The following is a 25,890-nucleotide window of genomic DNA, read 5'->3' as shown; positions in this document are numbered from 1 at the left end:
CCAGAGACTTACAGATTCCCCGGCTTGCGCCGTTCGGTACGGCTCGAATCCCGTTCGCGGTAGCGGACATTGGGCTGCGGGTGTGGCGGCATCTCGGCACGCCCGCGTGCGGCTGACCTGCGGGACGGCTCGGCGCCGGAACGCGGCACCGCCGCAGCCGACCGGGCCATACCTCGGCCGGAGCGACCCTCGCCACGCGGGTACTTCCTGTTGGGATGGTCGTCGGTGTCCGGTGCGTCCGCACCGGTGGCGACGCGCGGCGGTAGGTCCGCGACCCGAGCCGCGGCGCGCTTGCGTGGGCGTGGCGCCGGTTCGGCGTCGAACTCGCCCGAATCGGGCTGCGCACGGCGTACGCGGCGCCGGGTGGATTCGGTGAGCGTGGCGCCGCTGGCGCGCTCGGAGCGCGGGCGTTTCGGCGCGGCGCGCCCCCAGCTGGTGCCACGCCGGGCCTCATCGGTGTGGTCGGCGGAGGTTGCCCGCCGCTGCATCGCGATCCGGCCCGCGCCGATCGCCAGCACCACAACTGTGGCCAGTGCCATTGTCGGGAACCGGTTCACCAGCGGGATCGCCAGATTCAACAGGACGTCTTTGATCGAGGTGGAACTGCGCCCGGTCAGCTGCTGGTAGGCCAGCGGCACCGATACGAACAGCAGTAACGGCGGCAACACCATCGTGGTGAACAATCCGCGATAACGCACGGCAAGCACCGCGATTACACAGCCGATGACATACAGGGTGGCGAACGTGCCGGTCAGCTCGCCTCCACCGCTATTGGCATCAATAAGAAACCCCAGAAACGTGCAGGCAACCGCGATCAGAACCGCCGCGCCGGCCGGGATACCCCGGACAGACGGCAGCGTCGAACCATGCGGCGCGGGCACCCGGGATCGCACACGTTGGGAAGCAGCCACACCATGAACACTAACTGCCTTCGCGCTCGGTGGTGTTACGGCACGGCGGTTCGTTCGGCTAATCGTCGGCGTCGGCGAACCCCACCGCACGCGGCCACGAATCCACCCGATGGATTGCTGGAACCGCTTGCTCAGCTATTTGCAGGTCGTGCAGTTTGCGCGCGGTGACCATCACCCGCGTCTCCACCGAGGCAACCGAGCGATTGAAAGCCTCGACGGCCTTGCCGAGTTGTGCTCCGAGGGTGTCCAGATGCTTACCGGTCGTGCCCAGTCTCGCGTACAGCTCCCTGCCCAATTGCTGAACGGTTGCCATGTCGCGGGACAGCGCCTCCTGCCGCCACCCGAACGCAATGGTGCGCAGCAGCGCGATCAGAGTGGTCGGCGTCGCGAGGATCACGTTGCGCCCGAACGCGTACTCCAGCAGACCGGAATCGGTGGTGAGCGCGGCATCGAGGAACGGATCGCCCGGCACGAACAACACCACGAACTCGGGTGCCGGATCGAAGGCTGTCCAATAGGCCTTGTCGGCCAGTTGATCGACGTGGGAGCGCAGGTGTTTGGCGTGCTTGCCGAGCAGTTCAGCGCGCGCGTCGGGGTCCTCGGCCATGGTGGCGTCGAGGTAGGCGCTGAAGGGCACCTTGGCGTCCACCACGATCTGCCTGTTCCCGGCCAGGTGAACGATCAGGTCGGGCCGGACCTTCGCGGTGTGCTCGGAGACCCCGTCGCGACGAGCCGCTCGGGTCACCTGAGTGTCGAAATCACAGTGCCTGCTCATACCGGCCAGTTCGACGACGCGCTCGAGCTGGATCTCCCCCCACCGGCCGCGTACCTGCGGCGCCCGCAACGCCGCGACCAATTGACTGGTCTGACTGGTGAGCTGATACGAGGTGCGCTGCATACCCGCAACCTGTTCGCGCAGGCTGGAATACGCGTTGATGCGATGGTGCTCGACCTGCTGGATGTGCTGATTCAAGGTGCCGACCGCTTCCCGCAGCGGATCGACCATGGCGCCGATCGCATGCGAATGCCTGCGTGCCGCATCCTCATTTGCCGCCGTCAGCGACTGCCGCAGCAACCGCTCATTGTCCGTCACCGCCGCCAGTCTCGCCTCCGCCGCCGTAGCCCGATGCCCCGCCCGCGCCGCATGCCCCAACCAGCCCAGACCGACCCCAGCGGCGAACACCAGCATCAGGGCGACGAGCATCGGTGCGGTCATAGCGCAGATAGTGCCGCACCCCACCGACAAGAACCGAACCCGTCAGCTAACCCCCAGCACGTGTCGACAAAGAACGTAACCCGCAGCCACTCGCCACGACAACAGTTTCCGAACGCAGCAAGATCACCCCCATCACCCGCAAAACCACGGCCCCCAACTCCGTACAGAAACAGTCGGTGCCGCACGAGCCCACTTACGCACCTAGTAGGCACGACACCAGGTTTCGAGCGTAGCGAGACCGAGCCCTAAAGTTCGCGGTCGGCTCGCGTCCGAGGGGCAAATACGATGCGACGCAGGAGCCAGTATTTGCCCCTCGGACGCGAGCCATAGGGGCCGCGAACACGCAGCGCCGCAGGCGCTGCAAAATAAACACTGTCGGTAGGGTCGTTTACAGTTTCGCGGCATGCGGATGTTGCATACCTCGGATTGGCACATCGGGCGCACCTTCCATGGCGTCGATCTGCTCGGCGATCAGGCTCGGTCGTTGGCCGCCATCGCCGAGGTGGTTGCGGCGGAGTCGGTCGATGTCGTTGTGGTGTCGGGGGATGTGTACGACAGGTCGATTCCGAGTGCCGACGCGATCGCGGTGTGTAACCGGGGGTTCGAGGCGATTCGTGCGGCGGGCGCGCTGATCGTGGCTACGGCGGGTAATCATGATTCGCCGGTGCGGTTGGGAGCGGGGGCGAGCTTCGCGGCGGCGGGCGGGTTGTATTTGCGGACCACGGTCGCCGACGCGCATCGGCCGGTTTTGCTGTCCGACGCGCATGGAGAGGTGGCGTTTTACGGCATTCCATATCTGGAGCCGGATATCACACGCGTCGAACTCGGTGTGCCGCAGGCACGTTCGCATGCGGAGATTCTCGATGCGGCGATGGGCCGGATTCGGTCCGATATCGCCGGGCGACCAGGTGTGCGCACGGTGGTGTTGGCGCATGCCTTCGTTGTCGGTGCGGAGGCGACCGGTTCGGAGCGGTCGATTTCGGTCGGTGGTGTTGAGACGGTGCCGCGCTCGGCGTTCGACGGCGTCGACTATGTCGCCCTCGGGCACCTGCATTCGCCGCAGACCCTGTCGGAGTCGGTCCGTTATTCGGGTTCGCCGTTGCCGTATTCGTTCGCCGAGAATTCGCATCGTAAGGCGGTCTGGATCATCGATCTGGATGCCGCCGGGTTGCATGCGGTACGGCGTCATGATCTGCCGTCGATTCGTGGATTGAGCAGGCTCACCGGCACACTCGACGAGTTACTCACCGACGCCGCGCACGCGGGGGCCGAGCAGGACTATGTTTCGGCCACCCTCACCGATCACACCCGCCCGGTGGACGCCATGCGCAAGTTGCGTGCGCGTTTCCCGCATGCCGTGCACGTGGAATGGTCACGCCCGGGCGGCAATCCGGAGTTGCATTACCGTGAACGCGTGCACGGCCGTCGCGACACCGAGGTGGCGCAGAGTTTCTTGACCGACGTCCGAGGCGTCCCGAGTGCGGGCGAAATGGCTTGGCTGGAGCGGGCTCTGGCGGCTGCGGTTACCGAACCGGATTCAGTTGCGCCCGCTGATCCGGCCCGGGAGCTGTCCGCATGAGACTGCACCTGCTGGAGATGACCGCATTCGGACCGTTCGCCGAGCCGACGGTTGTCGATTTCGACGCGCTCGGTGCCGACGGGCTGTTCCTGCTGCACGGGCAGACCGGCGCGGGGAAAACGACGGTGCTGGATGCGATCGCGTTCGCACTGTATGGCAAGGTTCCCGGCGCTCGTGGCGAGAGTAAGCGGCTGCATTCCGATCATGCGCCGGAGCAGACACCGCCGCGGGTGGTGCTGGAGGCGACGCTGGGCGGGCGGCGGGTGCGGTTGACGCGCATTCCCGAGTTCGAGCGCCCCAAGTTGCGTGGCGGCCCCGGAATGTACACCGATAAGGCCAAGGCGACGTTGGAGTGGCTGGACGGTCGCGGTGAAAACCTTTCGCGCATACCGGATATCGGCGATGAGATCCTGCGGTTGCTCGGGATGAGCGCCGATCAGTTCTTCCAAGTCGTCCTGCTCCCGCAGGGCGATTTCGCGCGATTTTTGCGGGCGGATAACGAGGATCGCGAGAAGTTGCTCGAAAAGCTCTTCGACACCGAACGTTTCGGCACGGCCGAGCACTGGCTCGCCGATAAGCGGCGGGTCTCGGCCGCCGAGGTCGAGGAGAACAAGGACGGCATCAATCAGCTGATCGCGGAGATCCGGGGTGCGGTGGGGCTGGGCCGCGCCGAGACGGTAGAGATGTTGGAGGCGGTGTCCTGGTCGCAGGATCTGCTAGCCAGCGCGCGGGCGGAGCTCGCCACGGCTGTCGCAGAAGCCGAAGGTAGACAACAGGAGTCGACACGAGCACGTGGGCTAGCGGAACAGCAACGCCGCCTGCGTGAGTTGTGTCGCCGCATGAGCACGGCACAGCAACAGCTGGACGAATACACCGCGGGGGCGGGGCACCGCGCGGGTCTGGAAGCCGAACTCGAGCTGGCCGGCCGGGCCGCGCCGGTTGCCGAGGCGATCGACGAGGCGCGTGCCGCCGTTATGCACGCGCGGCGGAAGGGTGACGAAACCCGCCGGATCGCAGGGGAGTTGGCCATGCTGCTCGGCGAGCCGACAGGCAGCGATATTGCGGGAATCGAACTTGTTCCTATCGAAACCGGTTCCGACGCGATGCCTGTCGTCGACCCGCAGGCCGATCTCGATGCCGCCATTCAGCGTTGGAGCGCCCAGATCGGAGCGCTCGACGAGGTGAGTTCGGACGCGACCGCCGCCATCGAGCTCACCGCCGAGGTGTCCTCGCTGCGTGCCGAAGACACCACACTGACCCGTCGAGCGGTGGAGTTGACCAGGTTGCGTGAGCAACTCCCTGGCTCGATCCGTACCACCGACGCAAGGCTGCGCGAGGCCACCGAGGCCGCCGCCACATTGCCCGGGCTGTCCGCCGAATGCGAGCGGCTGCGGACCGCCGCCACCGCCGCGGTCGAACTCGCCAGGCACCGAACAACTCTCGATCGTGTGCGGATCGAACTCGAGTCCGCGCGTACCGCGCACAACGACGCCAAGGAACGGGTACTCGACCTGCGTGAGCGCAGGCTGGCGGGCATGGCCGCCGAACTCGCCGGTCGATTGTCCGATGGTGATCCGTGCGCGGTGTGCGGATCCGTCGACCATCCTGCCCCGGCGCTGCCGGCTTCCGGCGCGGTATCCAAGGACGCCGAGGACGCGGCGGCCGTCGCGGAGCGCGCCGCCGAAGACGCCCGTGACCGCGTCCTGTCCCGGATCGCTGCCCTGGAACGCGATATCGAGGCGCTGATCGCGGTCGGCGGGGATGTCGACCGTGTCGAACTGGCCGCCGCCTTGCGTGCCGCCACCGACCGTTACGAGGACGCCGCCGAGTTGGCCGCGCTGGCCGAGGGACTCACCGCCGAGTTGTCGGGCCTGCGCTCCGACGAGCTTCGCTTGCACGACGAACTCCGCGAATCCGATTCGCGCCGTAGTACCGTCACCGCTCATATCGCGGCTACCACCACCCGCCTGGCCGAACTCACCGGCCGGTTGCGCGTTGCCGCGGGTGCCGACGAAACGATCGACCGTCGCCGTGTCAGGCTGAACAAACTGATCGCCGACGCGATCGCCCTGCGGGAGGCACGCAATGAAACCGAGTCCGCCCGCGCACAGGTAACGGTGGTCGCCGATCGGGTCGAAAACCTTGCGCTGGCCGCGGGTTTCGTAGTCACCGACGAAGAACGCGAGCTATGGGCGGGTGGTCGCGAGTCCACTGGTGGCGTGCCGGGAGCTGATGCCGACAGCGCGGGCACATCGAATCCGGGTGCGGCCCAGCGTGACGATGTGGCCATGCTGACCGCCTACGCCCGTGTGGTCACCGGGGCCGCGCGCACCGCGCGGCGGCAAGCCGATATAACGGCCGAATTGGCGGCTGCGGATGGAACGCGCGCACACGCGCGAGCCGTTCTCGCCGAACCCGATATCCAGGCGGCGGCGCTCGCCGAACTCGGCGATATAGCCGAATTGGAGGCGTCGGCCGCCGCCGCGCAATCGCAGATGAACGCCGCGATCGCCACGCGGGCCGAGGCCACGAGGCGGGTGAGTAGGCTCGAGCAATTGGGCGGTCAGCTGTGGGCCGCGGTAGAACGAATCGCGCCCTTCCAGCGCGCCCACGAGGAACTCGCCGCGCTCGCCGACGTGGTCGCCGGCCGTGGCGAGAACAATCGCCGAATGTCATTGCGCTCCTATGTTCTTGCCGCCCGTCTCGAGGAGGTCGCGCTGGCCGGATCGGTCCGGCTGCGCCGAATGTCGGGCGGCCGTTACGAATTCGTCCACTCCGACAAAGCGGGCCCACGCGGTCGGCGCGGCGGCCTCGGTCTCGACATTCGCGACGACTACACCGGTGCCATCCGCCCGGCCAAAACCCTTTCGGGTGGCGAAACTTTCATGGCCGCACTGTCTCTCGCCCTCGGGCTGGCCGACACTGTGGCCGCCGAATCCGGCGGTCTCATCCTCGACACGCTCTTCATCGACGAAGGCTTCGGCGGCCTCGACGCCGATACCCTCGACGCGGTGATGGGCGTTCTCGACGAACTCCGCGCGGGAGGTCGCGTAGTCGGCCTGGTCAGCCACGTAGACGAAATGCGCCAGCGCATACCGAGCCGGTTGCACGTCCGCCGCGGCCGCACCGGCTCCCATCTCCGGACCACCGTCGGTTGACACACACCGCAATTCAACTGCCTGCGTAAACGTTCAGCGCGCGTCGGGGTGGGTTACCGCGCGCACTGTGATGAGATCGCTCGAACCGTGAAAGTCGTCCATGTGGACGGTAAAGAGCGGCAATCAATCGCTACGACGGTCGCGTCGCCCGAACGCGGCAAGGGTATTCGTTGTTACGCCTCGTGGTCGAGTAGCCACCGTTTGATAGGCAGGCCCCAGCGGAAGCCGCCGAGGGCACCGCCGATGCGGTAGATGCGGTGGCAGGGGACGAAGAGAGCGGCGGCGTTGCGGGCGCAGGCGTTGGCGGCGGCGCGGGTGGCGTCGGGGCGTCCGGCGCGGGCAGCGTATTCGGTGTAGGTGATGGGGCTACCGGCGGGGACGGTGCGCAGCACTTCCCAGGCGTGTACGAGAAACCCGCCGGATTGCTGCCGGACGGCGATGTCGTCGATCGCGGTGAGGTCGCCGTCGTGGTAGCGCGTGACCGCCTGGGTTACGGGGCCGAGCGACTCACGCCTGCGCAGTTCGCTGGGACGCAGGCTCGGGTGGATGAGGCCGCGCAGGTTCTCGGCGTCGACGGTCCAGCCGGAAGCGAGTACCGCACCGCCGGTGTCGACGAGCGCGGTGAATGGGCCGATCGGGGTGTCGACGGTGGCGAAATCGGCTGTGGTGGCGATGATGTTCGCGCAATTCATGATTCGTCCCGCGCCGTCGATACGGCCGACTTCGCCGAGGCTGACTTGGTTGCGGCGCGCCCGGCCAGCGCGGCCTTCCACAGCTGCATGGACAGATATGAGCGCCACGGCCCATACCGAGCGGAGTCGGTGAGGTCGAGGCCGAGTTGGGTGGCGCCCTGCCGGACAACGAGATCGGTGTCGAGCAGGACATCGGGATCGGCGAGCAGGCGCATGGTCACATAGTCAGCTGTCCACGGTCCGATGCCATCGAGGGCGAGTAGGTCGCGGCGTAGGTCCGCGGCCGTGCGGCCCTGATGCAGGACCAGATCACCGGACGCAACGGCTTCGGCGGCGCCGATGATCGAGCGGATGCGCCGTGCCGGTCCGGTCAGCACCTCCGCGCCGCGCTCGGCGATGGTCGTCGGTGTTGGGAACAGCAGCGGCACCGGGCCGTCGACTCGCTCACCGAGCGCCTCGACCAGACGGGCAGTGTGGGTGGCGGCGGCGGACACCGAGATCTGTTGTCCGATCATGGTGCGCAACAACAACTCCGGCCCGTCGAGGCAGCCGGGGACCCGGATCCCTGGTGTGAACGGCAGCCGGTGCTGATGATCGGCGTGCGTGCGCGCACCAACGTTGAACGGATGTTGTGCGGGTGCCCTGTCGGTATCGGGGTGACCGAACGCGGTGGGCTGAGCGAATGCGGTGGGGGCCGTATTGATATGACCGGCCGCCGCCAGCGCGGGGGCCGCATCGGACTGCCGAAGTTCCTCGGCGGTATGAACGCCCAATGCCTCGTCGATGCCGACCGGGTCGGCGTCCAAATCCAGTAGGTGGCGTAGCCGTGCGACGGTCGGCGCGAGGTCGCGCATATCGTGCAGCGTCAATTCGGCCCGGACGTGATCGCGCTGAAAGCTCAGCCGGGTGGTCGCGTGTCCGTGCGGGGTTCGCAGGTTGCGCGTGTAGGCGCGGTCTTCCCACAGTTCCATGCCGGGGGCGACGTGCGACGAGAGGAACCACTCCAGCCAACCCCGATCCAAGGGTTCCCGATATGGCAGGCGCAGCGTCAGACTGCCATTGGCCGGCGGTATGACCTGGCCGTTGCCGGAGCGGGGCAATCGCTGGGCCTCGGCGCGCATGGTGGTCGGGCTGACCGCGAACACCTCACGCACCGTGTCGTTGTACTGGCGAATGCTGGCAAACCCGGCCGCGAACGCGATATCCGACATCGGCATGTTCGTCGTCTGGATCAGCAGCCGCGCCGTGTGCGCGCGATGCGCGCGGGCCAGTGCCAGTGGCCCGGCACCCAATTCGGCGGTGAGTACCCGGGTGAGCTGACGCTGGGAATAGCCCAGCGTCGCGGCCAGTGCGGGCACGCCACCACGCTCGATGACACCGTCACCGATCAATCGCATCGCGCGCGCGGCCAGATCCGCGCGGATGTTCCACAGCGGCGATCCCGGTGCCGCATCGGGCAGGCACCGGCGGCACGCGCGGTATCCCGCGTGCTGCGCCGCCGCGGCTGTCGGTAGGAACGTCACGTTCGCCGGTTTCGGCGTGATCGCCGGACATGAAGGGCGGCAGTAGATTCCGGTGGTTCGAACCGCAGTGAAGAACTGCCCGTCGAACCGGGAGTCTCGTGTCGACACCGCTCGATAGCAGCGCTCGAAGTCCAATGCCGTAATCGTCACCCCAACCACAATGGCAGCAAGCCGCACGGTGCGCTAGCGGAAATCTGCCATGTACGGCCCGGTGGATGTCGGCTAGCAGCAGCGGGTGGTCGGGTTGCTGTCGGCATCCGCATGCCGGTTGCGCCAGTACTCACGTTCGGTCGGAATCTCGCAGCCGGGATGGGCGCGGCGCAGATGCGCCACATAGCGTTGGTAGTCCTGCCCGCCGAGCACCGAATCGAACCACCATCCGATCGCGTGAATCGTTGTGGTGCAGGCAGTCCCGACAGCGCGCAGCCGCGTGCCGACCGGTCGATCGGACCGGTCGGCACGCGGCGAGCCGGAGACGGTCAATGTCCTCGGGCGTGTGCGGCGCCCGGCGCGCGTACCTGCCCCGTTTCGATCAAGGCGTCCCATTCCTTCTGCACTTGCTTTTCCTCCGATGTGGCGATGAACCCGCGCGGTGCGAAGATCTTCGACGGTTCCTCGGGCGATTCGCTACTCGGCCCGCCGCCGGCCCGCCAGGCGCGCACACAGACCATGATTCCGACCGCCGCGACGATCAAAACCAGCACCGCGAAGATGATCGACAGACTGCCCTGGATGAACGTGTTGCGGACGATCTTGCCCATGTCGGCGATCTGCTTGTCCATATCGGCCATGTTCTTGGCGGGCGCCAAGACCTTGCCGGAGTCGCGCGCCGCGATGAAGTTGTCCCGCGCCGCGGCGGTATTGCTGTGCAACTTCCAGTATCCGAGCTTCGGGTCCGCGGAGAAGATCTTCTGCCAGGACGCCGTCATCGTCACCGCCAGATCCCAGACCAACGGCAGCGCGGGAATCCATGCCCACTTGATCAGCCCCTTCTTGATCACGATGGTGAGCACCACGGTCAGCGCGATCGCCGCGAGCAACTGGTTGGAGATGCCGAACAACGGATACAGCGTGTAGATGCCGCCGAGCGGATCGGTGACACCCATCAGCAGCACCGAACCCCACGCCGCAACCACGATCGCCGAGCAGATCCAGGCACCGGGCCGCCACGACGGGTCCTTGAACTTCTTGGCCGCGCCACCGAGATTGCCGAGCGAATCCGACAGCATGAAGCGCGCGACACGGGTGCCCGCGTCGATCGTGGTGAGGATGAACAGCGCCTCGAACATGATCGCGAAGTGATACCAGAACGACTTCAGCCCGGAGCCACCGAGGAACTGCGACATCACCTGTGACATGCCGATCGCGAGCGTCGGCGCGCCACCGGTGCGGGAGATGATCGTGCCCTCGCCGACGTCCTTTGCCGCGTTGTCGAGGTCCGCGGCGGTGATCGGATCACCGGCCAGCCCGAGGGAGTTGGTGTAGGTGGCGGCCTTCTCGGCGGTGCCACCGGTGAGGGAGGCGCCCGCGTTCATCGCGAAATACAGGTGCTGGTCGATAATGCTCGCGGTGATCAGCGCCATCACCGCGACGAACGACTCCATCAGCATGCCGCCGTAGCCGATCATCCTGGCCTGCGACTGCTTTTCCAGCAGCTTCGGCGTGGTGCCGGAGGAGACGAGGGCATGGAATCCGGAAAGCGCGCCACACGCGATCGTGATGAACAGGAACGGGAACAGACTGCCCGCGAACGACGGACCGGCGCCGGTGTGCGCGAACTCCGAGACTGCGGGCGCCTCGAGCACCGGCATAGTGATCATGATGCCGATAGCCAGCAGGCCGATGGTGCCGATCTTCATGAACGTCGACAGGTAGTCACGCGGTGCGAGCAGCAACCATACCGGCAGCACCGAGGCCACGAAACCGTAGCCGATCAGCAGCCACGCGATGGTGGTACCCGATAGCGTGAACAGGTCACGGCCCCAGCCGGATTCGGAAACCCAGCGACCGGCGGCAATGACGAACAGCAACATCACGAACCCGACGATGGACACCTCACCGACCCGGCCCGGCCGAACGAACCGCAGGTAGAGACCCATGAAAAGGGCGATCGGGATGGTCATGCCGATGGAGAACACACCCCATGGGCTGCCGCCGTGCAGTTGTCCGTCGGGTCCCTTAACCGCGGCCAGCGCCTGTACGACGACGACGCCGAGTACCGCGAGCAGGATCATCATGATCACGAGCACGGCGATGATCGCGGCTACGCCACCGATCGGGCCGAGCTCGTCGCGGGCCATCTGTCCGAGGCTGCGGCCGCGGCGCTTTGTCGATGCCCACAACACCAGATAGTCCTGCACCGCGCCGGCGAAAACGACGCCGACGATGATCCAGATGGTGCCGGGCAGGTAGCCCATTTGCGCGGCGAGTACCGGTCCGACCAGCGGACCCGCGCCGGCGATGGCGGCGAAGTGGTGCCCGAAGAGCACCCGCCGGTCCATCGGCATGTAGTCCTTGCCGTTTTCCAGCTCTTCGGCCGGGGTGGCGACATCGTCGCGCGGCTTGATGATCTTGTATTCGATCAGCCTGGCATAGAACTGGTAGGCGATCACGTAGGAACATACCGCCGCGATCACGATCCATACCGCGTTGATGTTCTCACCGCGCGCAAAGGCCAATACGGCCCACGCGACTGCGCCGACAACCGCGATAGCGGCGAACACGGCCTTTTTGGCCGGAGTGATCGGGGACCGATCGTCCACACCAACGGGTGGCAGATCTGGATCTGTCCGCAGGTATTCGATTGTCGACATCCGCCCTACTCTCCTGTAAAACGCGCAGGATTCTACTGAAACACGTGACAACGTATCCGATCTGTGGCGGCGATCGGGGACGTTTCCCGACACCTCGACCGCCCGTTAAATAATGTTCGTGTGTCGGCCGTCTCCTCGGTGTTGCCGGACGTATGCTGCCATGCGGTTCGCGATCCTCCACATCCGCCCCGAGGAGGGCTGTACTGGAATCCACCCCTGGTTCGCCCGCTGTTGCGGCCGCCTCGCCGACACCGGCGGTCGCTTCGGTGCGCCGCCGTACCGTGCTCGCTTCGATGCTCGCCGCACCCATGCTCGCCGGTGGTTGCGGCGCCGATGACGACGCGCTGACCTTCTTCTTCGGTGCCAGACCGCAGGAGGCGCGGGTGCGGCTGCGGATCATTCGGGAGTTCCAGAAGACCCACCCGGACATCAAGATTCGCACCATTGTTTCCGGCCCCGACTCGCTACAGCAGATGCTGACCTACTGTGCTGGTGGCAAATGTCCCGACATCCTCATGGCATGGGAGCTGCTGTATGCCAGCCTCGCCGAGCGCGGCGTCCTGCTGGACTTGAACTCGCTGCTCGACCGCGACCCCGAATACGCCGTCGCGTTGCGCCGCGACAGTTACCCGACGCTGTATGACACCTTCAGCTACGGCGGCGGGCAATACGCGTTACCCGAACAATGGTCGGGGGTTTTCCTCTACTACAACCGGCACCTGTTCGCCGATGCCGGCCTGACGCCGCCCGCCGATTGGTCGCGGCCGTGGACCTTCGCCGAATTCTTGGATGCCACCAGGGCGCTCACTCGCCGCGAACCCTCGGGCCGGACGAGCCGGTGGGGCTTCACCGACGCATGGGTGCCGTACTACTCGGCGGCCTGCTTCGGCATGAACAACGGCATGGAGTGGTTCACCCCGTCGGTGGGGCCGACCCGGACAAATCTCGGCGATCCCCGCTTCGCCGAGGGCTTCCAGTTCTATGCCGATCTCGCGGTTCGTCATCATGTGGCGCCGAGAGTCGCCGACCAGCAATCGGTTTCGGCGCAGGACCTGTTCCTGCGTGGGAAGGCCGGTCTGATGATGGGTGGGCACTGGCTCTATTCCGAGATCACCGGGAAAGACGATCTCGAGGTCGACCTCACGGTGCTGCCCGTCGGTCCACGTGGTGGTCCCGGCGCGGTGACCGATGTGGGGTGTACCGGTCTGGCGATCGCCGCGGACAGCCCGCGCATCGAACAGGCTTGGGAATTCGTGAAATTCGCGACCGGACCCGTGGGCCAGGCCATCACCGCCGCCTCCGGCCTATTCGCGCCCGCTCTGAAATCCGCCATGGGCTCAACGGGTTTCGCCGACGCGCACCGCGAAATCCGCAATCTCGAAGTACTCACCGATGGCCCCGCCCATTCCCGCCCGCTCCCCATCACCCCCGCCTGGGGCAAGGTCTCCGCTCTCCTGGAACGCGGCGCCAACAGGGTCCTGCGCGGCGCCGCCCCCGCCACCTCCCTGAACGGCCCCTTCGCCGCCGATATCAACGCCCTCCTGGAGCCCACATGACCACCACCCCACGCGATCGTTCGTCGAGTGGCACATGGCCGTGGCAAACGCCGAGAAGGACTCTCCGTGCTGTGGCACTCACGGGGCGGGGGCGGTTGGCGCGTCGGCGGGAGCGGGATGGGTGGTTGTTCGTGGCGCCCAATTTGGTGGCAGTGGGGGTGTTTTTGCTTTTTCCGCTGGGGTTTTCTTTGTATTTGAGTTTTCACGCGTGGGATCTGTTCAGTCCGCCGCGGTTTGTGGGGCTGGCGAACTATCGGCGGCTGTTCGGGGCGGATCCGTTGTTCGCGATCGCGGTGCGCAATACCGCGGTGTTCACTGTGCTGACGCTGGTGCCGACGGTGCTGATCGGGCTGGCGGTCGCGGCGGTTCTGAATCGAAAGCTGGCCGGTATAGGGATCTTTCGAACGATCGCGTTCCTGCCGCTGGTGGCTTCGACGGTTGCCATGGCCGTGGTGTGGCGGTTCATCTTCACCACCGACGACGGGCTGCTCAACATCATGCTCGGCTGGGTCGGCATTGATCCGGTGCCATGGCTGACGGATCCGGACTGGGCGCTGGTATCGCTCAGCGTCGTGACCGTATGGAAGAGTGTGCCGTTCGTGACGGTCATCCTGCTCGCCGCCATGCAGGGAGTTCCGGAGACCTTGTACGAGGCGGCCAAGATCGATGGCGCCGGTGCGCTGCGGCGATTCCGGTCGATCACCGTGCCACTGATTCGCGGTCCGCTGTCGTTCGTCTTCGTGATCACCATCATCAGCACCGTGCAGGCGTTCGATCAGGCATACGCCTTGACCGGCGGCAACGGGGGACCCGAGACCGGAACCTATCTGCTCGGAATCATGCTGTTCCAGAACGCCTTCGGCTTCTACGAGGTCGGTTACGCGGCGGCGCTGGCCTGGGTGATCTTCGCGATCCTCTTCGTGGCGACCCTGCTGCAGCTTCGATTCGCCCGGCGCGACGCGGTCGAACTATGAACGCCAACAACGTGGTTCACCGCTCGCGTCCGCGCACCGCCATCGCGAACAAGCCGGTTACGCGAGGGAAGTCAGGAAGCCGAGTCCAGCGGGCGATCGTGCGCCGCACGCTGCACGGCATGGTGATCTATGTGGCGCTTATCGCGATCGCCTGGTGTGCGCTGGCGCCGATTCTATGGGCGATGTCGGGATCGCTGAAACGCGACGGCGAGATCACCGAGCCGACTTTCCTTCCCGCGCAACCGCAGTGGTCCAATTATGGCGAGGTATTCGACATGATGCCGCTGGGGCGGATGCTGCTCAATACCGCCGGGTACGCGTTGTGTGTCACCGCCGGACAGGTGTTCTTCTGCTCGCTGGCCGGATATGCCTTCGCCCGCTTACGATTTCGGGGTCGAGATGTCCTATTCCTCGCCTACCTCGGCACCCTCATGGTGCCGCTCACCGTGACGGTGATCCCGCAGTTCTTGTTGATGCGCGCCCTCGGCTGGGTGGACACGCCGTGGGCGATGATCGTGCCCGGCCTGTTCGGCAGCGCATTCGGCACCTACCTGATGCGTCAGTTCTTCCGGGCCTTGCCCGCTGAGCTCGAGGAAGCGGCCATCATCGACGGCGCCACCACCTGGCAGGTCTTTTGGCGAGTTCTACTGCCGCACACCCGTCCCGCGCTGATGGTACTGGCCGTGCTCACCTGGATCACCGTCTGGAACGACTTCCTGTGGCCCTTGATCATGATTCAGCGCAACGATATCGCCACCGCGACACTGGGTTTGGTGCGCCTGCAAGGCCAGTACCAAACCCAGTGGCCGATTCTGATGGCTGCCGCGATGGTGATTCTCGCGCCACTTCTGGTGGTGTACGCGATCGCGCAGAAGTCCTTTGTCAGCGGTATCGCGCAGTCCGGGATGGGCGGGCGCTGAGGGCGCGGTAACCCTCGGCCCGTGCCGGGCGGTTCAGCTGCCCCAGTAGGTGCCGAAGCTCCAGATATTGCCTTCGGGGTCGCGGACGGTGAAGCCACGTGAGCCGTAGTCCTCGTCGCGCAGGCCGCGGACCAGCTCAGCGCCCGCGGCCGTGGCACGGGCGAACAGTTCGTCGGGGTTGTCGCAGACGATGTAGATCGAGTCGTTGCCGGGATTGCGTCTGCCGAACGCGGTGTCGTCCTTGCTTGCCGAGCCGAACATGATGCCGCCGCCGAGCGGCCAGCGCAGTACGCCGTGTTCGATGATCGAGGGATCGTCTTCGCGGGCGTAACTCGCCGTCTCCTCGAAGCCGAAGGCTTCGACGAGGAAGGCGGAACTCGCCCGGGCGTCGCGGAAGGTCAGGCAGGGCCAGACCGCCGTGGCGGTGCGCGTGGTGTTCTGTGTCGTTGAATTCGTCATGGGTCCAGCCTCACCCGGGCCGGCCCGTTTCGTCTTGGACAGATGGAATCTCCTCGGCCAGCCAGGTGGTCGGGCTACAGCCGGCCAGATCGGCGAAGTCGCGATTCAAATGGGCCTGGTCGTAGTAACCACAGGTCGCCGCGACCTGGGCGATCGTGACGAATGACGGGGTGCGTTCGATCATCCGCCTGGCGCGCTCGAAGCGGGCGATCCGGGCGGCGAGTTTGGGCGCGAGGCCGAATTCGGCATTGAAGCGGCGCGCCAGATGCTGGCGGCTCCAGCCGATGTCCTCGGCCAACGGACCGATAGCGGTGGTGCCATGAGTACCGACCAAAGTGCGCCAAGCCCAAGTCAATTCGGGCGTCACCAGCCGGTCGTGGCGGGCCAGCCGGGTCAGCACTCGATCACAGGCAGCGAAGCGTTCCGGCCAACCGGCCCGGCCCTGAAGTTCCTCCCACAGTTCACCTCCCGCCGGGCCCGTCACCTCCGCACACTCCACCGAGGTGTCCCACAGCGCGCTCGCGGGCATCCCGAACAGAGCCCGGGAACCCAGCGGCGTCAGCGCGACCGAGATCCCCTCCTGGTGGCCATTATGCGCAATGGAAGCCGCACTTGCCTGCAATCCGCCGACCACGAACCGATAGTCGTCGGGTGCCTGACGCGGATCTGTCTGTCCGACCACATCTATTGTCGGTCCGATCGACACGATGAACGTCATATTCCGCGACGGCAGTCCCCGGTGCAGTCCCGGCGCGAACCCGGTCAGGCGGTAACCGACATAGCCGTCGATGAATGCCGCGAGCGCGGGTGCCGGTCGTGCCATCACCACTTCGGTGGTCGGCTCCATGATGCAACGCTACGTCAGGTCGCGCCGCACGCAACCCCGCTCGTGCGGGCACCGTCCGCGTCGGCCCGCTGCGCACCGGGTGCGGTGAGATGCGGCACTCGGGCCGATGATGTGCTGTGAGATGCATGAGGCCCGGGTTAATGTACGCCTTTCTAACGATTTTTGGAGGTGTCATGCGGCGGGTTCACTACGAGCGCAGCGGTGGTCCCGAGGTACTCGAGATCGCGACGGTGGAAGCGCCCACGCCCGGCCCCGGCGAACTGCTTGTCCGGGTCGAGGCAATCGGAGTGACACTGCCGGTGGTCCGCAAGGTGCGTGAGACGCGCGAGCCGATTCCGTTGGGCGGGGAGATCGCGGGTGAAGTTGTCGCGGTCGGTGAGGGCGTCACCGGATTCACCCCCGGCTACCGCGTGACCGGACTGGTGTTCGGGCACGGCTATGCCGAATACGCGCTGCTTTCCTCGGCGATGGCTTCGCCGATTCCGGATGGCGCGTCCGCGATCGACGCGGTCGCACTGGTGCGCAGCGGACTGGTCGCGCTGGGAGCGCTCGCCGCGGCGAACCCGAAAGAGGGCGAGGCGGCGCTGATCACCGGTGCCGCGAGCGGAGTGGGACATCTTGCCGTTCAGTTGGCGCGGGTGCGCGGGGCCTCGCGTGTCGTCGGCGCGGTCTCCGATCTGAGCAAGGCCGAGTTCGTCCGCGACCTCGGCGCCGACGAGGTGGTCGCCTACGAGCAGCGGTCCTGGGGTGAACCTGTCGACTACGTGCTCGATGCCGTCGGTGGCGAGCTGCTCACGCCCGCCATCGCGGCCCTCGCCCCCGACGGCAGGCTCGTCGCCTACAGCTCCGGCGGCGGCACCATCGAGGCGTATGACCTGCTTGTCGGTGCCAAGTCGGTGATCGGATTCCAAATGGCCCGGATCGCACGGAACTCTCCGGACCTGTACGAGCATTGGCGCCAGGAACTCTGGCAGTACTTCGCCTCCGGCCAACTCCGTCTCGCCGTCCACGCGGAATTCGCACTGGAGGATGCCGCCGAGGCACACGCGGTCATCGAGGAACGCGGCAACCTCGGCAAGGTCGTGTTGATTCCCTGAACGCCCGCCCGCTCGGCCACTGCGATCGGACAGTGTCACGACGCGTAGACTCTCGTCCTCGTGAGTCTCACCCTCGGAATCGTCGGCCTGCCCAACGTCGGAAAGTCGACGCTGTTCAATGCGCTGACCAAGAACGACGTGCTGGCCGCGAACTATCCGTTCGCTACCATCGAGCCGAACGTCGGGGTGGTGCCGCTGCCGGATCCGCGGCTCGACCAGCTCGCCGAGATCTTCGGTTCCGAGCGCATCGTGCCCGCCGTGGTGTCGTTCGTCGACATCGCGGGCATTGTCAAAGGCGCGTCCGAGGGTGCGGGGCTCGGCAATAAGTTCCTCGCCAACATTCGTGAGGCCGACGCCATCTGCCAGGTGGTGCGGGTGTTCGCCGACGACGACGTAATCCACGTCGACGGGCGGGTCGACCCGTCCGCCGACATCGAGGTGATCGAGACCGAGCTGATCATCGCCGATATGCAAACCCTCGAGAAGGCGATCCCGCGCCTCGAGAAGGAAGCCAAGGTCAAAAAGGACCGCAAACCGGTGCTCGACGCGGCCAAGGCCGCGCAGGCGGTGCTCGATGAGGGGAAAACTCTCTTCTCCGCGCGTGCTTCGCTGGATGGCGAACTGCTGAAAGAACTTTCACTACTCACCACCAAGCCATTCCTGTACGTCTTCAACGCCGACGAATCCGTCCTCACTGACGATGCCAAAGTCGCCGAGCTGAAAGCCGCAGTGGCCCCGGCTGATTCGGTTTTCCTCGACGCCAAGGTCGAAGCCGAACTCCTCGAACTCGACGCCGAATCCGCCCTGGAACTACTCGAGTCCATCGGCCAGACCGAACCCGGCCTGCACGCGCTGGCCCGCGCCGGCTTCCACACCCTCGGCCTGCAGACCTACCTCACCGCAGGCCCGAAAGAGGCCCGCGCCTGGACAATCCACCAGGGCGACACCGCCCCCAAAGCCGCAGGTGTAATCCACACCGACTTCGAACGCGGCTTCATCAAAGCCGAAGTAGTCTCCTTCGCCGACCTCGTCGAAAACGGCTCCATGTCAGCAGCCAAGGCCGCGGGCAAGGTGCGGATGGAAGGCAAGGACTACGTCATGCATGATGGCGATGTCGTCGAATTCCGTTTCAACGTATAGGTATTCACAAGATCAGGCCCTGGTGTGAAACCCGGTGGCGATTTGTCCCTGGGCTCACTGGTGAGCGCCGGCGCATTGACCGGTTGTCGAGCTATGGGTATTCGAAGTGCGGGCGAGTAAGCGATGGCTGACAGTCGCGGCCACATTCCGTGACGGGTGTTATCGACTTATCGTGCGTGCAGGGTGACCGGTATAGCCGACGGTGACAGGACGAAGTCTTTATTCGATGCGCGCACAACGTAATCCGGGTCGGGGACCGGCCGCCATCGGGATAGTAGCGCGGCTGATGCCAGGGTGATTTCCAGCAGGGCGAAATGGTCGCCGAGGCAGCGGCGGCGGCCGACGCCGAACGAGAGGCTGGCCTTTTTGTCGATCTCCGCGGCGCGGTCGGGGGACCAGCGGGATGGGTCGAATGCCTCCGGGTTGGCGAAATAGCGCTTGTCGTGCTGAACCATATATGGGCTGAACATGATTGCCGCGCCGTCGGGAATGGTGACGCCGCCGATGGTGATGTCGCCATCCGCGGTGCCCGCGCTGATCCATGGGCCCCAGAAGCGAAGCGTTTCGGCCACAACCTGTTTCAGATAGGGAAGTGCGCCGAGATGTTCGGGGCGAACGGGACCGGTGCCGACGACGGCGTCGAGTTCGGCATAGAGCTGTTCGGCGATTTCCGGGCGGAGCATGACCTCGTGCCACAGCCAGCCCGCCAGCGACGCCATCGATCCGACACCCCCGGCCAGCATGAGGATCGCTTCATCGATGATGTGCTCGTCGGACAGTTTCGCGCCGGTTTCGTCATCGGTGTGGCGGATCAGCGCGGACACCACATCGTTGAAATCCTCGTCGCGGCGACGGTATTCGGCGATCACATCGCCGATGGCGCCGCGCAGGTGGCGTGCTTTCGCGCGCCACCGCCAATTCGCGATGAGACGGAGCCTACGCAGTTGCGCAGGTAGCGCGGTCCGCAGAATGACCTGGCTGAGCAGCCACGGCACGTTGTCCCGGATCTCGCGGCGTGCGTCGTCGCTGAAGTCGGCGGTGAACAGCGTGGACGACACGGTGTCGAGCACCAGGCCGTGTGCCTCGTCCATCAGATTCACGCGCCCACCCGGCGGGAGCCCTGCTGACCAGCGTTCGGCGATATCCGCCGCGGCCTTGGTGTATTCGGCGAGGCGACCCTGGCGCAATGCGGGCGCGATCATCCTGCGCCGCAGTTTGTGCTCGCCGCCGCGCAGGACGTTGACCGATCCGCCCGCTACATCCTTGATCGCCTCGCGCAGGTCTTCACGATTCAATTCGCCGTCGCCCAGACCGACCTCGCGAACCAAATCCGGTGTGGTGAGCAGGTATCCCGTTTGCTGGCCGAAGAATATCCGCACTATCGGCCCGAGTTCGGGCAGCGCCATCACGAACCCGGGAGCGTCGCGAAGCGCCCGCAGGCCGTGCCCGACCAGTGGTAGTCGTCCCGGCGCGGTCGGCACCTCCGAAAGACTTTGTGGCATAACCGGTTCCGGGCTGCTTGCGGACTCATCGAGGGCGGTGCGGTAGATATCGAGGACTGCATCCGTGTGATGCGATTGCAGTACGGACTCGCTGTGCTTGCTCAGCACCTCACGCATCTCGGCAAGCGCGGCGCGGTCGGCGGCAAGTTTGGCGATGGACTCCGCGATCGCGGCGGTCGACGGATCCGCGGCGCGCACGCCGCTACCGGTGGGCACCGACTCGTCGAGATCGGGATCGCAGTAGATGATCGGCAGACCCGCGGCCACCGCCTCGAGTAACACCATGCCCTGGGTGTCGAAACCATGGGACGGGAAAAGCAGTGCATCGCCGTCGTGCATGGCCTCGACGCATTCGGCCTGGGTTACCCTGCCGTGCAACCGTATTCGCTTATCACTGCCCGCGATCGCGGCAGCATCGTCTCGTAGATCGCCGTCGCCATAGATATCGAGGGTGCAGTTGTCGACGCGCCGCACCGCGTCGATAGATTCGAGTAGCCGCTTCTCCTTGGAAAGCCGCCCACACCAAATAAGCCGCAGCGGTCCGCTCGGCTCATCGGAAATAACTCTGCCGGAGTGGTTTTCGAACAACTCATCGTCAACACCGTTGGAAACGACGCGAATCGGCTTGGTCAGTCCGTGTGCGAGCATCAGTTCGGCAAAATGGCGTGTCGGCGCGATTACCTGGTCGGCGGCCTGCGCCTGGCCGACAATGGTCCACCAAGCATGGCGTGCCGCACGGCTTTCGGGGCGGTGCGGCATGTGATGGTGGTGCGGGACGAACCGGCCGTGCAGTGCGCGCATCGCGAGTGCCGCCGGATACGGTGCGGGCGAGGTGTTTTCGATGAACGCGTCGTCGCGGCTCTGAGCGGTGTGCACGAGCGGAAGCCGGTGTCGCCGAGCCGCTTTCATTCCAGCGATCGCGACACCGTAGGTGGTGTGCGTGTGCACCAGGTCGATCGGCCCGCGCGCGGCAAAAACGGAGTCGATCAACTCGGCGTTGCGCTTGGTGGGCGCGACGACCGCGAAACCGTTCACGCCGAATGCCTCGATGGCATTGAGTTCCACCACATTCGCCGGTGTGTCGCCGCCGGCGCCAGGCACGGGCGCGACGAACAGCGTGACGCGGTGACCTGCGCGTTCGAGTCCACGTCGCAGTGCGTCGACCGCGGTCTGGACCCCACCGAGTGAGGTCGGGTGATAATCCATGAACATCGCGATGTGCACAATGTCACTGTACCGACGCGGATGCCTGCGCAAGAGCCCATAGTTCTGGCGACACCACGCGCTCGTCGGCGCCAGCATGTATCGACCGGACAACAACAGCACCGAAAGAAGCGCCGTGAGAATAGCGATTCCGCTAACCGGAACCCGTGGTGACGTCCAGCCGGTCGTGGCTCTCGGTCTCGAGCTGCGGCGACGTGGTCACGACGTCTTGCTGGGCGCTCCGCCCAACCTGGTCGATTTCGTAACCGCGACCGGCCTCACCGCCCGCGTCTGCGGCCCCGATATCCAGCAGCTCTACAGCTCGCCGGAAGGGCAGGAGGCGCTGGCCGCCGGAAATACCCTGCGGCTGATGCAACTGGTCGCGCGGCAGATGGCGGGTTACGCGGAGCAGATGAACCGCGAGGTCATCGACGTATGCGCGAAGGCCGATCTGATCGTCGCGAGCACAGTGACCGAGGATCGAGCGAGTTCGGTTTCCGAAGCGATGGGGGTGCCGCTGGTCAGCCTGCATTACTACCCGTGCAGGAAGAACGGGGCCTATCCCTTCCCTGGTGCGCTGCCCGCGCACTGGAATCCGCCCGTCCCGGTCAATCGAGCGACCTGGGTGCTCGCCGAAAACCTGCGCCGCGTGGTGTTCATGCGCTACCTCAATAATTTGCGCGCGACACTGGGGCTGCCGAAATCCTGGTCGAGTACCGCCGCGGTGCTGGAACGCGCGAATGTCCCTGAAGTGCAGATCTACGACCCCGCGCTAGTGCCCGGCCTGCCCGCGCAGTGGGACGGGCGCAGGTCGTTCACCGGTTTCCTGACCCTCGATCAGGCCGCCCGCGCGGCCGTCGGCGACCTGTCGGGCGATCATGCGGGCATCCTATCCTGGATCGCCGAAGGTCAGGCGCCGGTGTTCTTCGGTTTCGGCAGCATGCCAATTCGCGACACCGCCGCCGTATTGGCCATGGTCTCCGAGGTGTCCGCTCGGCTTGGTGTGCGCGCGCTGGTGAGCGCGGGCTGGAGCGATCTGGACGTCGCCAACGCGCAGGCGGGCGCGAATGTGAAGGTCGTCGGCGCGTTCGCCCACGACATCGTCTTTCCGCACTGTGCCGCCGCCGTGCATCACGGCGGTATCGGAACACTGTTCGAGAGTCTGCGTGCCGGACTGCCGACCCTCGTGTGCTCGGTGTCATTCGAACAGCCCATGTGGGGTGGTCAGGTGGAGCGCCTCGGTGTCGGCGCACATCTGCGGTTCACGCAGCTCACAGCCGCTCGACTGGAGGAGGGTGTGGCCTCGTTGCTCACCTCGCGTCGCAAAGCCAGGGCCGCGGAATTCGCACGGACCCTGAGCTCCGCCGACGCCGCCGCCCGCACCGCCGACATCATCGAGGCCACCGCCCGGTGATCGCACACATCGTCTCGGACTCGGCCATTATGTTCCGGCGCTGCGCCCGCCATACCCTCCGCAGCCGGGACACGCTGATCATCTCGCTGCTCATGCCGGTGCTGATCATGATGCTGTTCACCTATGTCTTCGGCGGTGCCATCAATGTGGGCGGGCCTTACCTGGATTACGTGGTGCCGGGAATCATGCTGCTGTGCACAGGATTCGGGTCCTCGATTACCGCAACCAGCGTGTCGACGGATATGACCAAGGGCAGCATCGACCGGTTCCGGACCCTGCCGATGTTCAAACAAGCGGTGCTGGCCGGACACGTCATCGAAGGGGTCGCCCGTAATCTCGCGGCCATCGCGATCGCGGTCGCCGTCGCGCTGGCCCTCGGCTATCGGCCACACGCGGGCCTGGTCGGCTGGTTGTCGGCGGTGGCGGTGATTGTGCTGTTCGTGGTGGCGATCTCATGGATCGCTGTGGCGCTCGGACTGGTCGCGAAGAATCCGGAGGCGGCCGGCGGGCTCACCTACGCGATCATGTTCATCCCCTACATCAGTAGCGCGTTCGTCACGACCGCAACCATGCCCGGGTGGTTACGCGGATTCGCCGACTACCAACCGGCGACGCCCATCGTGGAAACCGTGCGCGGACTGCTCAACTCCACCGGCACCGGAAACAACGCCGCCCTCGCGGTGTTCTGGTGCGCGGGGCTCGCCGCGATCGGTTTCGCCTGTGCGAGTGCGGTATTCGGTCGGCTATCGCATCGCTGAGCGCAATGCCGACCCTGGCTACAGCATGGGCTCGTGGGGCTGCCTATCGAGCGCGGGGTGGTCGAGGCCAGGGATTGTCCTCGAGGTGCTCGATCGATTCGTTGAACCGGGCGATGTACGTGCCGAGCGTCTCGATATCGGCTTCGGACCAATCGGCTAACACCACACCGATGCCCTCGCTGCTCTGCGCGTGATCGGCGGCCACCATCTCGAGGCCCTTGCCGCTGGCCCGGACTTTGCGGGCGATCCCGCCGCCCGGGTCCGGCACCCGCTCGACCAATCCCTGTTTGAGCATGGCCGCGACCTGCCGGTTGATCGTCGAGATGTCCAGCTGAAACGCTTCCGACAGTTCGCGCAGGCTGAGCGGGGAGTTGATCTCCAGCCTGGTGAGGATGAGGTACGCCGACCGGTCCAGCTGGAAGCCGGGGCGTCGAAGCAGTGTCGTGGGGAAGTGCCGAGCCAGCAGGGCCACCTCGAAGGCGAGGCGCGAGAGCGCGGTGCGAGCCTGGGGGCTGAGTTCGGGCATGGCCCCACTATGTCGCCCGGATCACGCCGATATCAAATTGTGCACGATACACATCGTATGTACCGTACATACGTGAATGTTGCCGCCGATGCGTCCAAGACCGTCTCTGGTGTAGACGACCGGCGCCGCCCCGCACCGGCGCTGCTCATCGCAACCCTCGGCACCGTAGGTGTTGTCGTTTCGCTGATGCAGACGCTGGTAATTCCGATCATTCCGTCGCTGCCCGCCATGCTGAACACCTCCGCGTCCAACGCGTCCTGGGTGATTACCGCAACGTTGCTGGCCGGTGCCGTGACGACACCGATCAGCGGGCGGCTCGGCGATATGCTCGGCAAGCGCCGGATACTCTTCGCGAACATCCTGTTGCTGGTCGCGGGTTCGGTGGTATGCGCCATGGCCTCCTCGCTGGTTCCAGAGATCATCGGGCGCTCGCTGCAGGGCGCCGCGGTGGGTGCTATTCCGCTCGGCATCAGCATCATGCGTGACGAATTGCCCACTGAGCGAGTCGGTTCGGCGATGGCGATCATGAGCGCGACGCTCGGCGTGGGTGGCGCCATCGGCCTGCCGGTGGCCGCGGCCATCGCCCAGAACGCGGACTGGCACATGCTTTTCTGGACTGCGGCGGGGCTCGGTATCATCTGTGCCGCACTGATTTTCGTGTTCGTGCCGGAATCGCCGGTGCGCACCCCGGCGAAATTCGACTTCGGCGGCGCGGTCGGACTGTCGATCGCGTTGCTGGCCTTGCTGATCGGCATTACCAAGGGCGCGGATTGGGGTTGGGGCAGTGCCCGCATCCTGGTGCTGTTCGCGGTCGCGGTGGTGGTCTTCCTGGGCTGGGGCGCCTACGAATTGCGGCGCAAGTCACCGCTGGTCGATCTGCGGGTCTCCGCCCGCCCTCGGGTGCTTTTCACCAATATCGCTTCCATCGCCGTCGGCTTCTCGCTCTACGGCATGTCATTGACCTTCCCGCAGCTGCTTATGGCGCCGGAGCAGACCGGGTACGGATTCGGCCTGTCCATGGTCAATGCCGGATTGGCGCTCGCGCCGACAGGTTTCGTCATGATGCTGCTGTCGCCGGTGTCGGCGCGCCTGTCGGCCAAGAAGGGGCCGAAGGTCACCCTCGCGCTCGGTTCGGCGGTCATCGCGGTGGGCTATCTGTGCGCGGTGGTGCTGATGAACAGCGTCTGGGAGATCATGCTCGCCGCGATCATTGTCGCCGCCGGTGTCGGCCTGGCCTATGCCGCGATGCCCGCGCTGATCATGGGCGCGGTTCCGGTCACCGAAACCGCCGCCGCCAACGGCCTCAATTCGCTGATGCGCTCGATCGGCACGTCCACCTCGGCCGCGGTCATGAGCGTGGTGCTCGCGCATATGACGATGTCGCTGGGGGTACACGTGCTGCCATCGCGCGACGGCTTCCACACCACCTTCTTCATCGCCATGGCTGCCGCGGTCGTAGGCATCGCTTTCACCGCGTGCATCCCGACGAAGAAAGCGGCCGAAGCGGCCTCCTGACCGGCACGACTCGATCGAAGGCACGACGCACCACCCGCGTTCCGCGAGTATCGGGTCGGCCGCAACCGCCGCTACGTCCGCACGGCG

At 65.8% G+C, this 25,890-nt stretch carries 20 protein-coding genes; 10 read left to right on the top strand and 10 right to left on the bottom strand.

Annotated elements, in window-relative coordinates; genetic code table 11:
* Positions 1 to 8: 8 nt before the first annotated feature.
* Together LKE06_RS01805 and LKE06_RS01800 are read right to left on the bottom strand one after the other, a co-directional pair.
* On the bottom strand, positions 9 to 911 hold the full coding sequence (locus LKE06_RS01805; protein ID WP_227996609.1) for a DUF6542 domain-containing protein: 903 nt from the start codon (positions 909 to 911) through the stop codon (positions 9 to 11).
* A 58-nt stretch (positions 912 to 969) separates the two neighbouring features.
* On the bottom strand, positions 970 to 2,127 hold the full coding sequence (locus LKE06_RS01800; protein WP_227996608.1) for a DNA recombination protein RmuC: 1,158 nt from the start codon (positions 2,125 to 2,127) through the stop codon (positions 970 to 972).
* A 403-nt stretch (positions 2,128 to 2,530) separates the two neighbouring features.
* Here LKE06_RS01800 and LKE06_RS01795 point away from each other — a divergent pair, with 403 nt between their 5' ends.
* Positions 2,531 to 3,706, top strand: a complete 1,176-nt coding sequence (locus LKE06_RS01795; protein ID WP_227996607.1) for an exonuclease SbcCD subunit D — start codon at positions 2,531 to 2,533, stop codon at positions 3,704 to 3,706.
* Positions 3,703 to 6,864: an AAA family ATPase gene (locus LKE06_RS01790; protein WP_227996601.1), complete on the top strand. Its 3,162-nt coding sequence runs from the start codon at positions 3,703 to 3,705 to the stop codon at positions 6,862 to 6,864. Before LKE06_RS01795 ends, LKE06_RS01790 begins: the two co-directional genes overlap by 4 nt.
* A gap of 173 nt (positions 6,865 to 7,037) precedes the next feature.
* Here the strand turns inward: LKE06_RS01790 and LKE06_RS01785 are convergent, their stop codons facing one another.
* The 4 genes from LKE06_RS01785 to LKE06_RS01770 form a co-directional block, all read right to left on the bottom strand.
* Positions 7,038 to 7,556, bottom strand: a complete 519-nt coding sequence (locus LKE06_RS01785; protein WP_227996599.1) for a methylated-DNA--[protein]-cysteine S-methyltransferase — start codon at positions 7,554 to 7,556, stop codon at positions 7,038 to 7,040.
* Positions 7,553 to 9,229: a DNA-3-methyladenine glycosylase 2 family protein gene (locus tag LKE06_RS01780; protein WP_372477273.1), complete on the bottom strand. Its 1,677-nt coding sequence runs from the start codon at positions 9,227 to 9,229 to the stop codon at positions 7,553 to 7,555. The genes LKE06_RS01785 and LKE06_RS01780 overlap by 4 nt, the downstream gene beginning before the upstream one ends.
* A gap of 72 nt (positions 9,230 to 9,301) precedes the next feature.
* The gene (locus LKE06_RS01775; protein ID WP_227999239.1) at positions 9,302 to 9,472 is read right to left on the bottom strand and encodes a YbdD/YjiX family protein; all 171 of its coding nucleotides are present in this window, start codon (positions 9,470 to 9,472) and stop codon (positions 9,302 to 9,304) included.
* A gap of 86 nt (positions 9,473 to 9,558) precedes the next feature.
* Entirely contained in the window at positions 9,559 to 11,892 is a 2,334-nt protein-coding gene (locus LKE06_RS01770) for a carbon starvation CstA family protein (protein WP_227996597.1), read from the bottom strand.
* 293 nt (positions 11,893 to 12,185) lie between these two features.
* On the opposite strand from LKE06_RS01770, the gene LKE06_RS01765 reads away from it, so the two are divergent.
* The 3 genes from LKE06_RS01765 to LKE06_RS01755 all read left to right on the top strand — a co-directional run bounded on the left by LKE06_RS01765 (position 12,186) and on the right by LKE06_RS01755 (position 15,342).
* Positions 12,186 to 13,448: an ABC transporter substrate-binding protein gene (locus tag LKE06_RS01765; RefSeq protein WP_227999238.1), complete on the top strand. Its 1,263-nt coding sequence runs from the start codon at positions 12,186 to 12,188 to the stop codon at positions 13,446 to 13,448.
* A gap of 95 nt (positions 13,449 to 13,543) precedes the next feature.
* Entirely contained in the window at positions 13,544 to 14,422 is an 879-nt protein-coding gene (locus LKE06_RS01760) for a carbohydrate ABC transporter permease (protein ID WP_255648695.1), read from the top strand.
* A 119-nt stretch (positions 14,423 to 14,541) separates the two neighbouring features.
* Positions 14,542 to 15,342 (top strand): carbohydrate ABC transporter permease, encoded by an 801-nt coding sequence (locus LKE06_RS01755; protein WP_227999237.1) that lies wholly within the window; start codon positions 14,542 to 14,544, stop codon positions 15,340 to 15,342.
* A 33-nt stretch (positions 15,343 to 15,375) separates the two neighbouring features.
* Here the strand turns inward: LKE06_RS01755 and LKE06_RS01750 are convergent, their stop codons facing one another.
* A complete protein-coding gene (locus LKE06_RS01750; protein ID WP_227996593.1) occupies positions 15,376 to 15,801 on the bottom strand; it encodes a VOC family protein in 426 nt (141 codons plus the stop codon).
* 10 nt (positions 15,802 to 15,811) lie between these two features.
* Positions 15,812 to 16,648 (bottom strand): helix-turn-helix domain-containing protein, encoded by an 837-nt coding sequence (locus LKE06_RS01745; RefSeq protein WP_227996591.1) that lies wholly within the window; start codon positions 16,646 to 16,648, stop codon positions 15,812 to 15,814.
* Between the two features lie 173 nt (positions 16,649 to 16,821).
* Between LKE06_RS01745 and LKE06_RS01740 the strand changes: the two genes are divergently transcribed.
* A complete protein-coding gene (locus LKE06_RS01740; RefSeq protein WP_227996589.1) occupies positions 16,822 to 17,745 on the top strand; it encodes a quinone oxidoreductase family protein in 924 nt (307 codons plus the stop codon).
* Positions 17,746 to 17,805: 60 nt separating this feature from the next.
* On the top strand, positions 17,806 to 18,885 hold the full coding sequence (gene ychF, locus LKE06_RS01735) for a redox-regulated ATPase YchF (protein WP_227996587.1): 1,080 nt from the start codon (positions 17,806 to 17,808) through the stop codon (positions 18,883 to 18,885).
* 167 nt (positions 18,886 to 19,052) lie between these two features.
* Here the strand turns inward: ychF and LKE06_RS01730 are convergent, their stop codons facing one another.
* A complete protein-coding gene (locus tag LKE06_RS01730; protein WP_227996585.1) occupies positions 19,053 to 21,611 on the bottom strand; it encodes a cytochrome P450 in 2,559 nt (852 codons plus the stop codon).
* 115 nt (positions 21,612 to 21,726) lie between these two features.
* Here LKE06_RS01730 and LKE06_RS01725 point away from each other — a divergent pair, with 115 nt between their 5' ends.
* Positions 21,727 to 23,004, top strand: coding sequence for a glycosyltransferase (locus LKE06_RS01725; protein WP_227996584.1), 1,278 nt, complete (start codon positions 21,727 to 21,729; stop codon positions 23,002 to 23,004).
* Between the two features lie 29 nt (positions 23,005 to 23,033).
* A complete protein-coding gene (locus LKE06_RS01720; protein ID WP_255648692.1) occupies positions 23,034 to 23,762 on the top strand; it encodes an ABC transporter permease in 729 nt (242 codons plus the stop codon).
* Between the two features lie 43 nt (positions 23,763 to 23,805).
* Here LKE06_RS01720 and LKE06_RS01715 read toward each other — a convergent pair whose 3' ends face one another.
* Complete coding sequence (locus LKE06_RS01715) at positions 23,806 to 24,288, bottom strand: MarR family winged helix-turn-helix transcriptional regulator (protein WP_227996580.1); 483 nt, start codon at positions 24,286 to 24,288, stop codon at positions 23,806 to 23,808.
* A gap of 72 nt (positions 24,289 to 24,360) precedes the next feature.
* Between LKE06_RS01715 and LKE06_RS01710 the strand changes: the two genes are divergently transcribed.
* Positions 24,361 to 25,803 (top strand): MFS transporter, encoded by a 1,443-nt coding sequence (locus LKE06_RS01710; RefSeq protein ID WP_227996578.1) that lies wholly within the window; start codon positions 24,361 to 24,363, stop codon positions 25,801 to 25,803.
* Positions 25,804 to 25,890 lie beyond the last annotated feature (87 nt).

Source organism: Nocardia australiensis, assembly GCF_020733705.1.
Taxonomy (GTDB): Bacteria; Actinomycetota; Actinomycetes; order Mycobacteriales; family Mycobacteriaceae; genus Nocardia; species Nocardia australiensis.
Note: the sequence above shows the minus strand (reverse complement) of the source record. Positions and strands in the feature narration are given on the sequence as shown.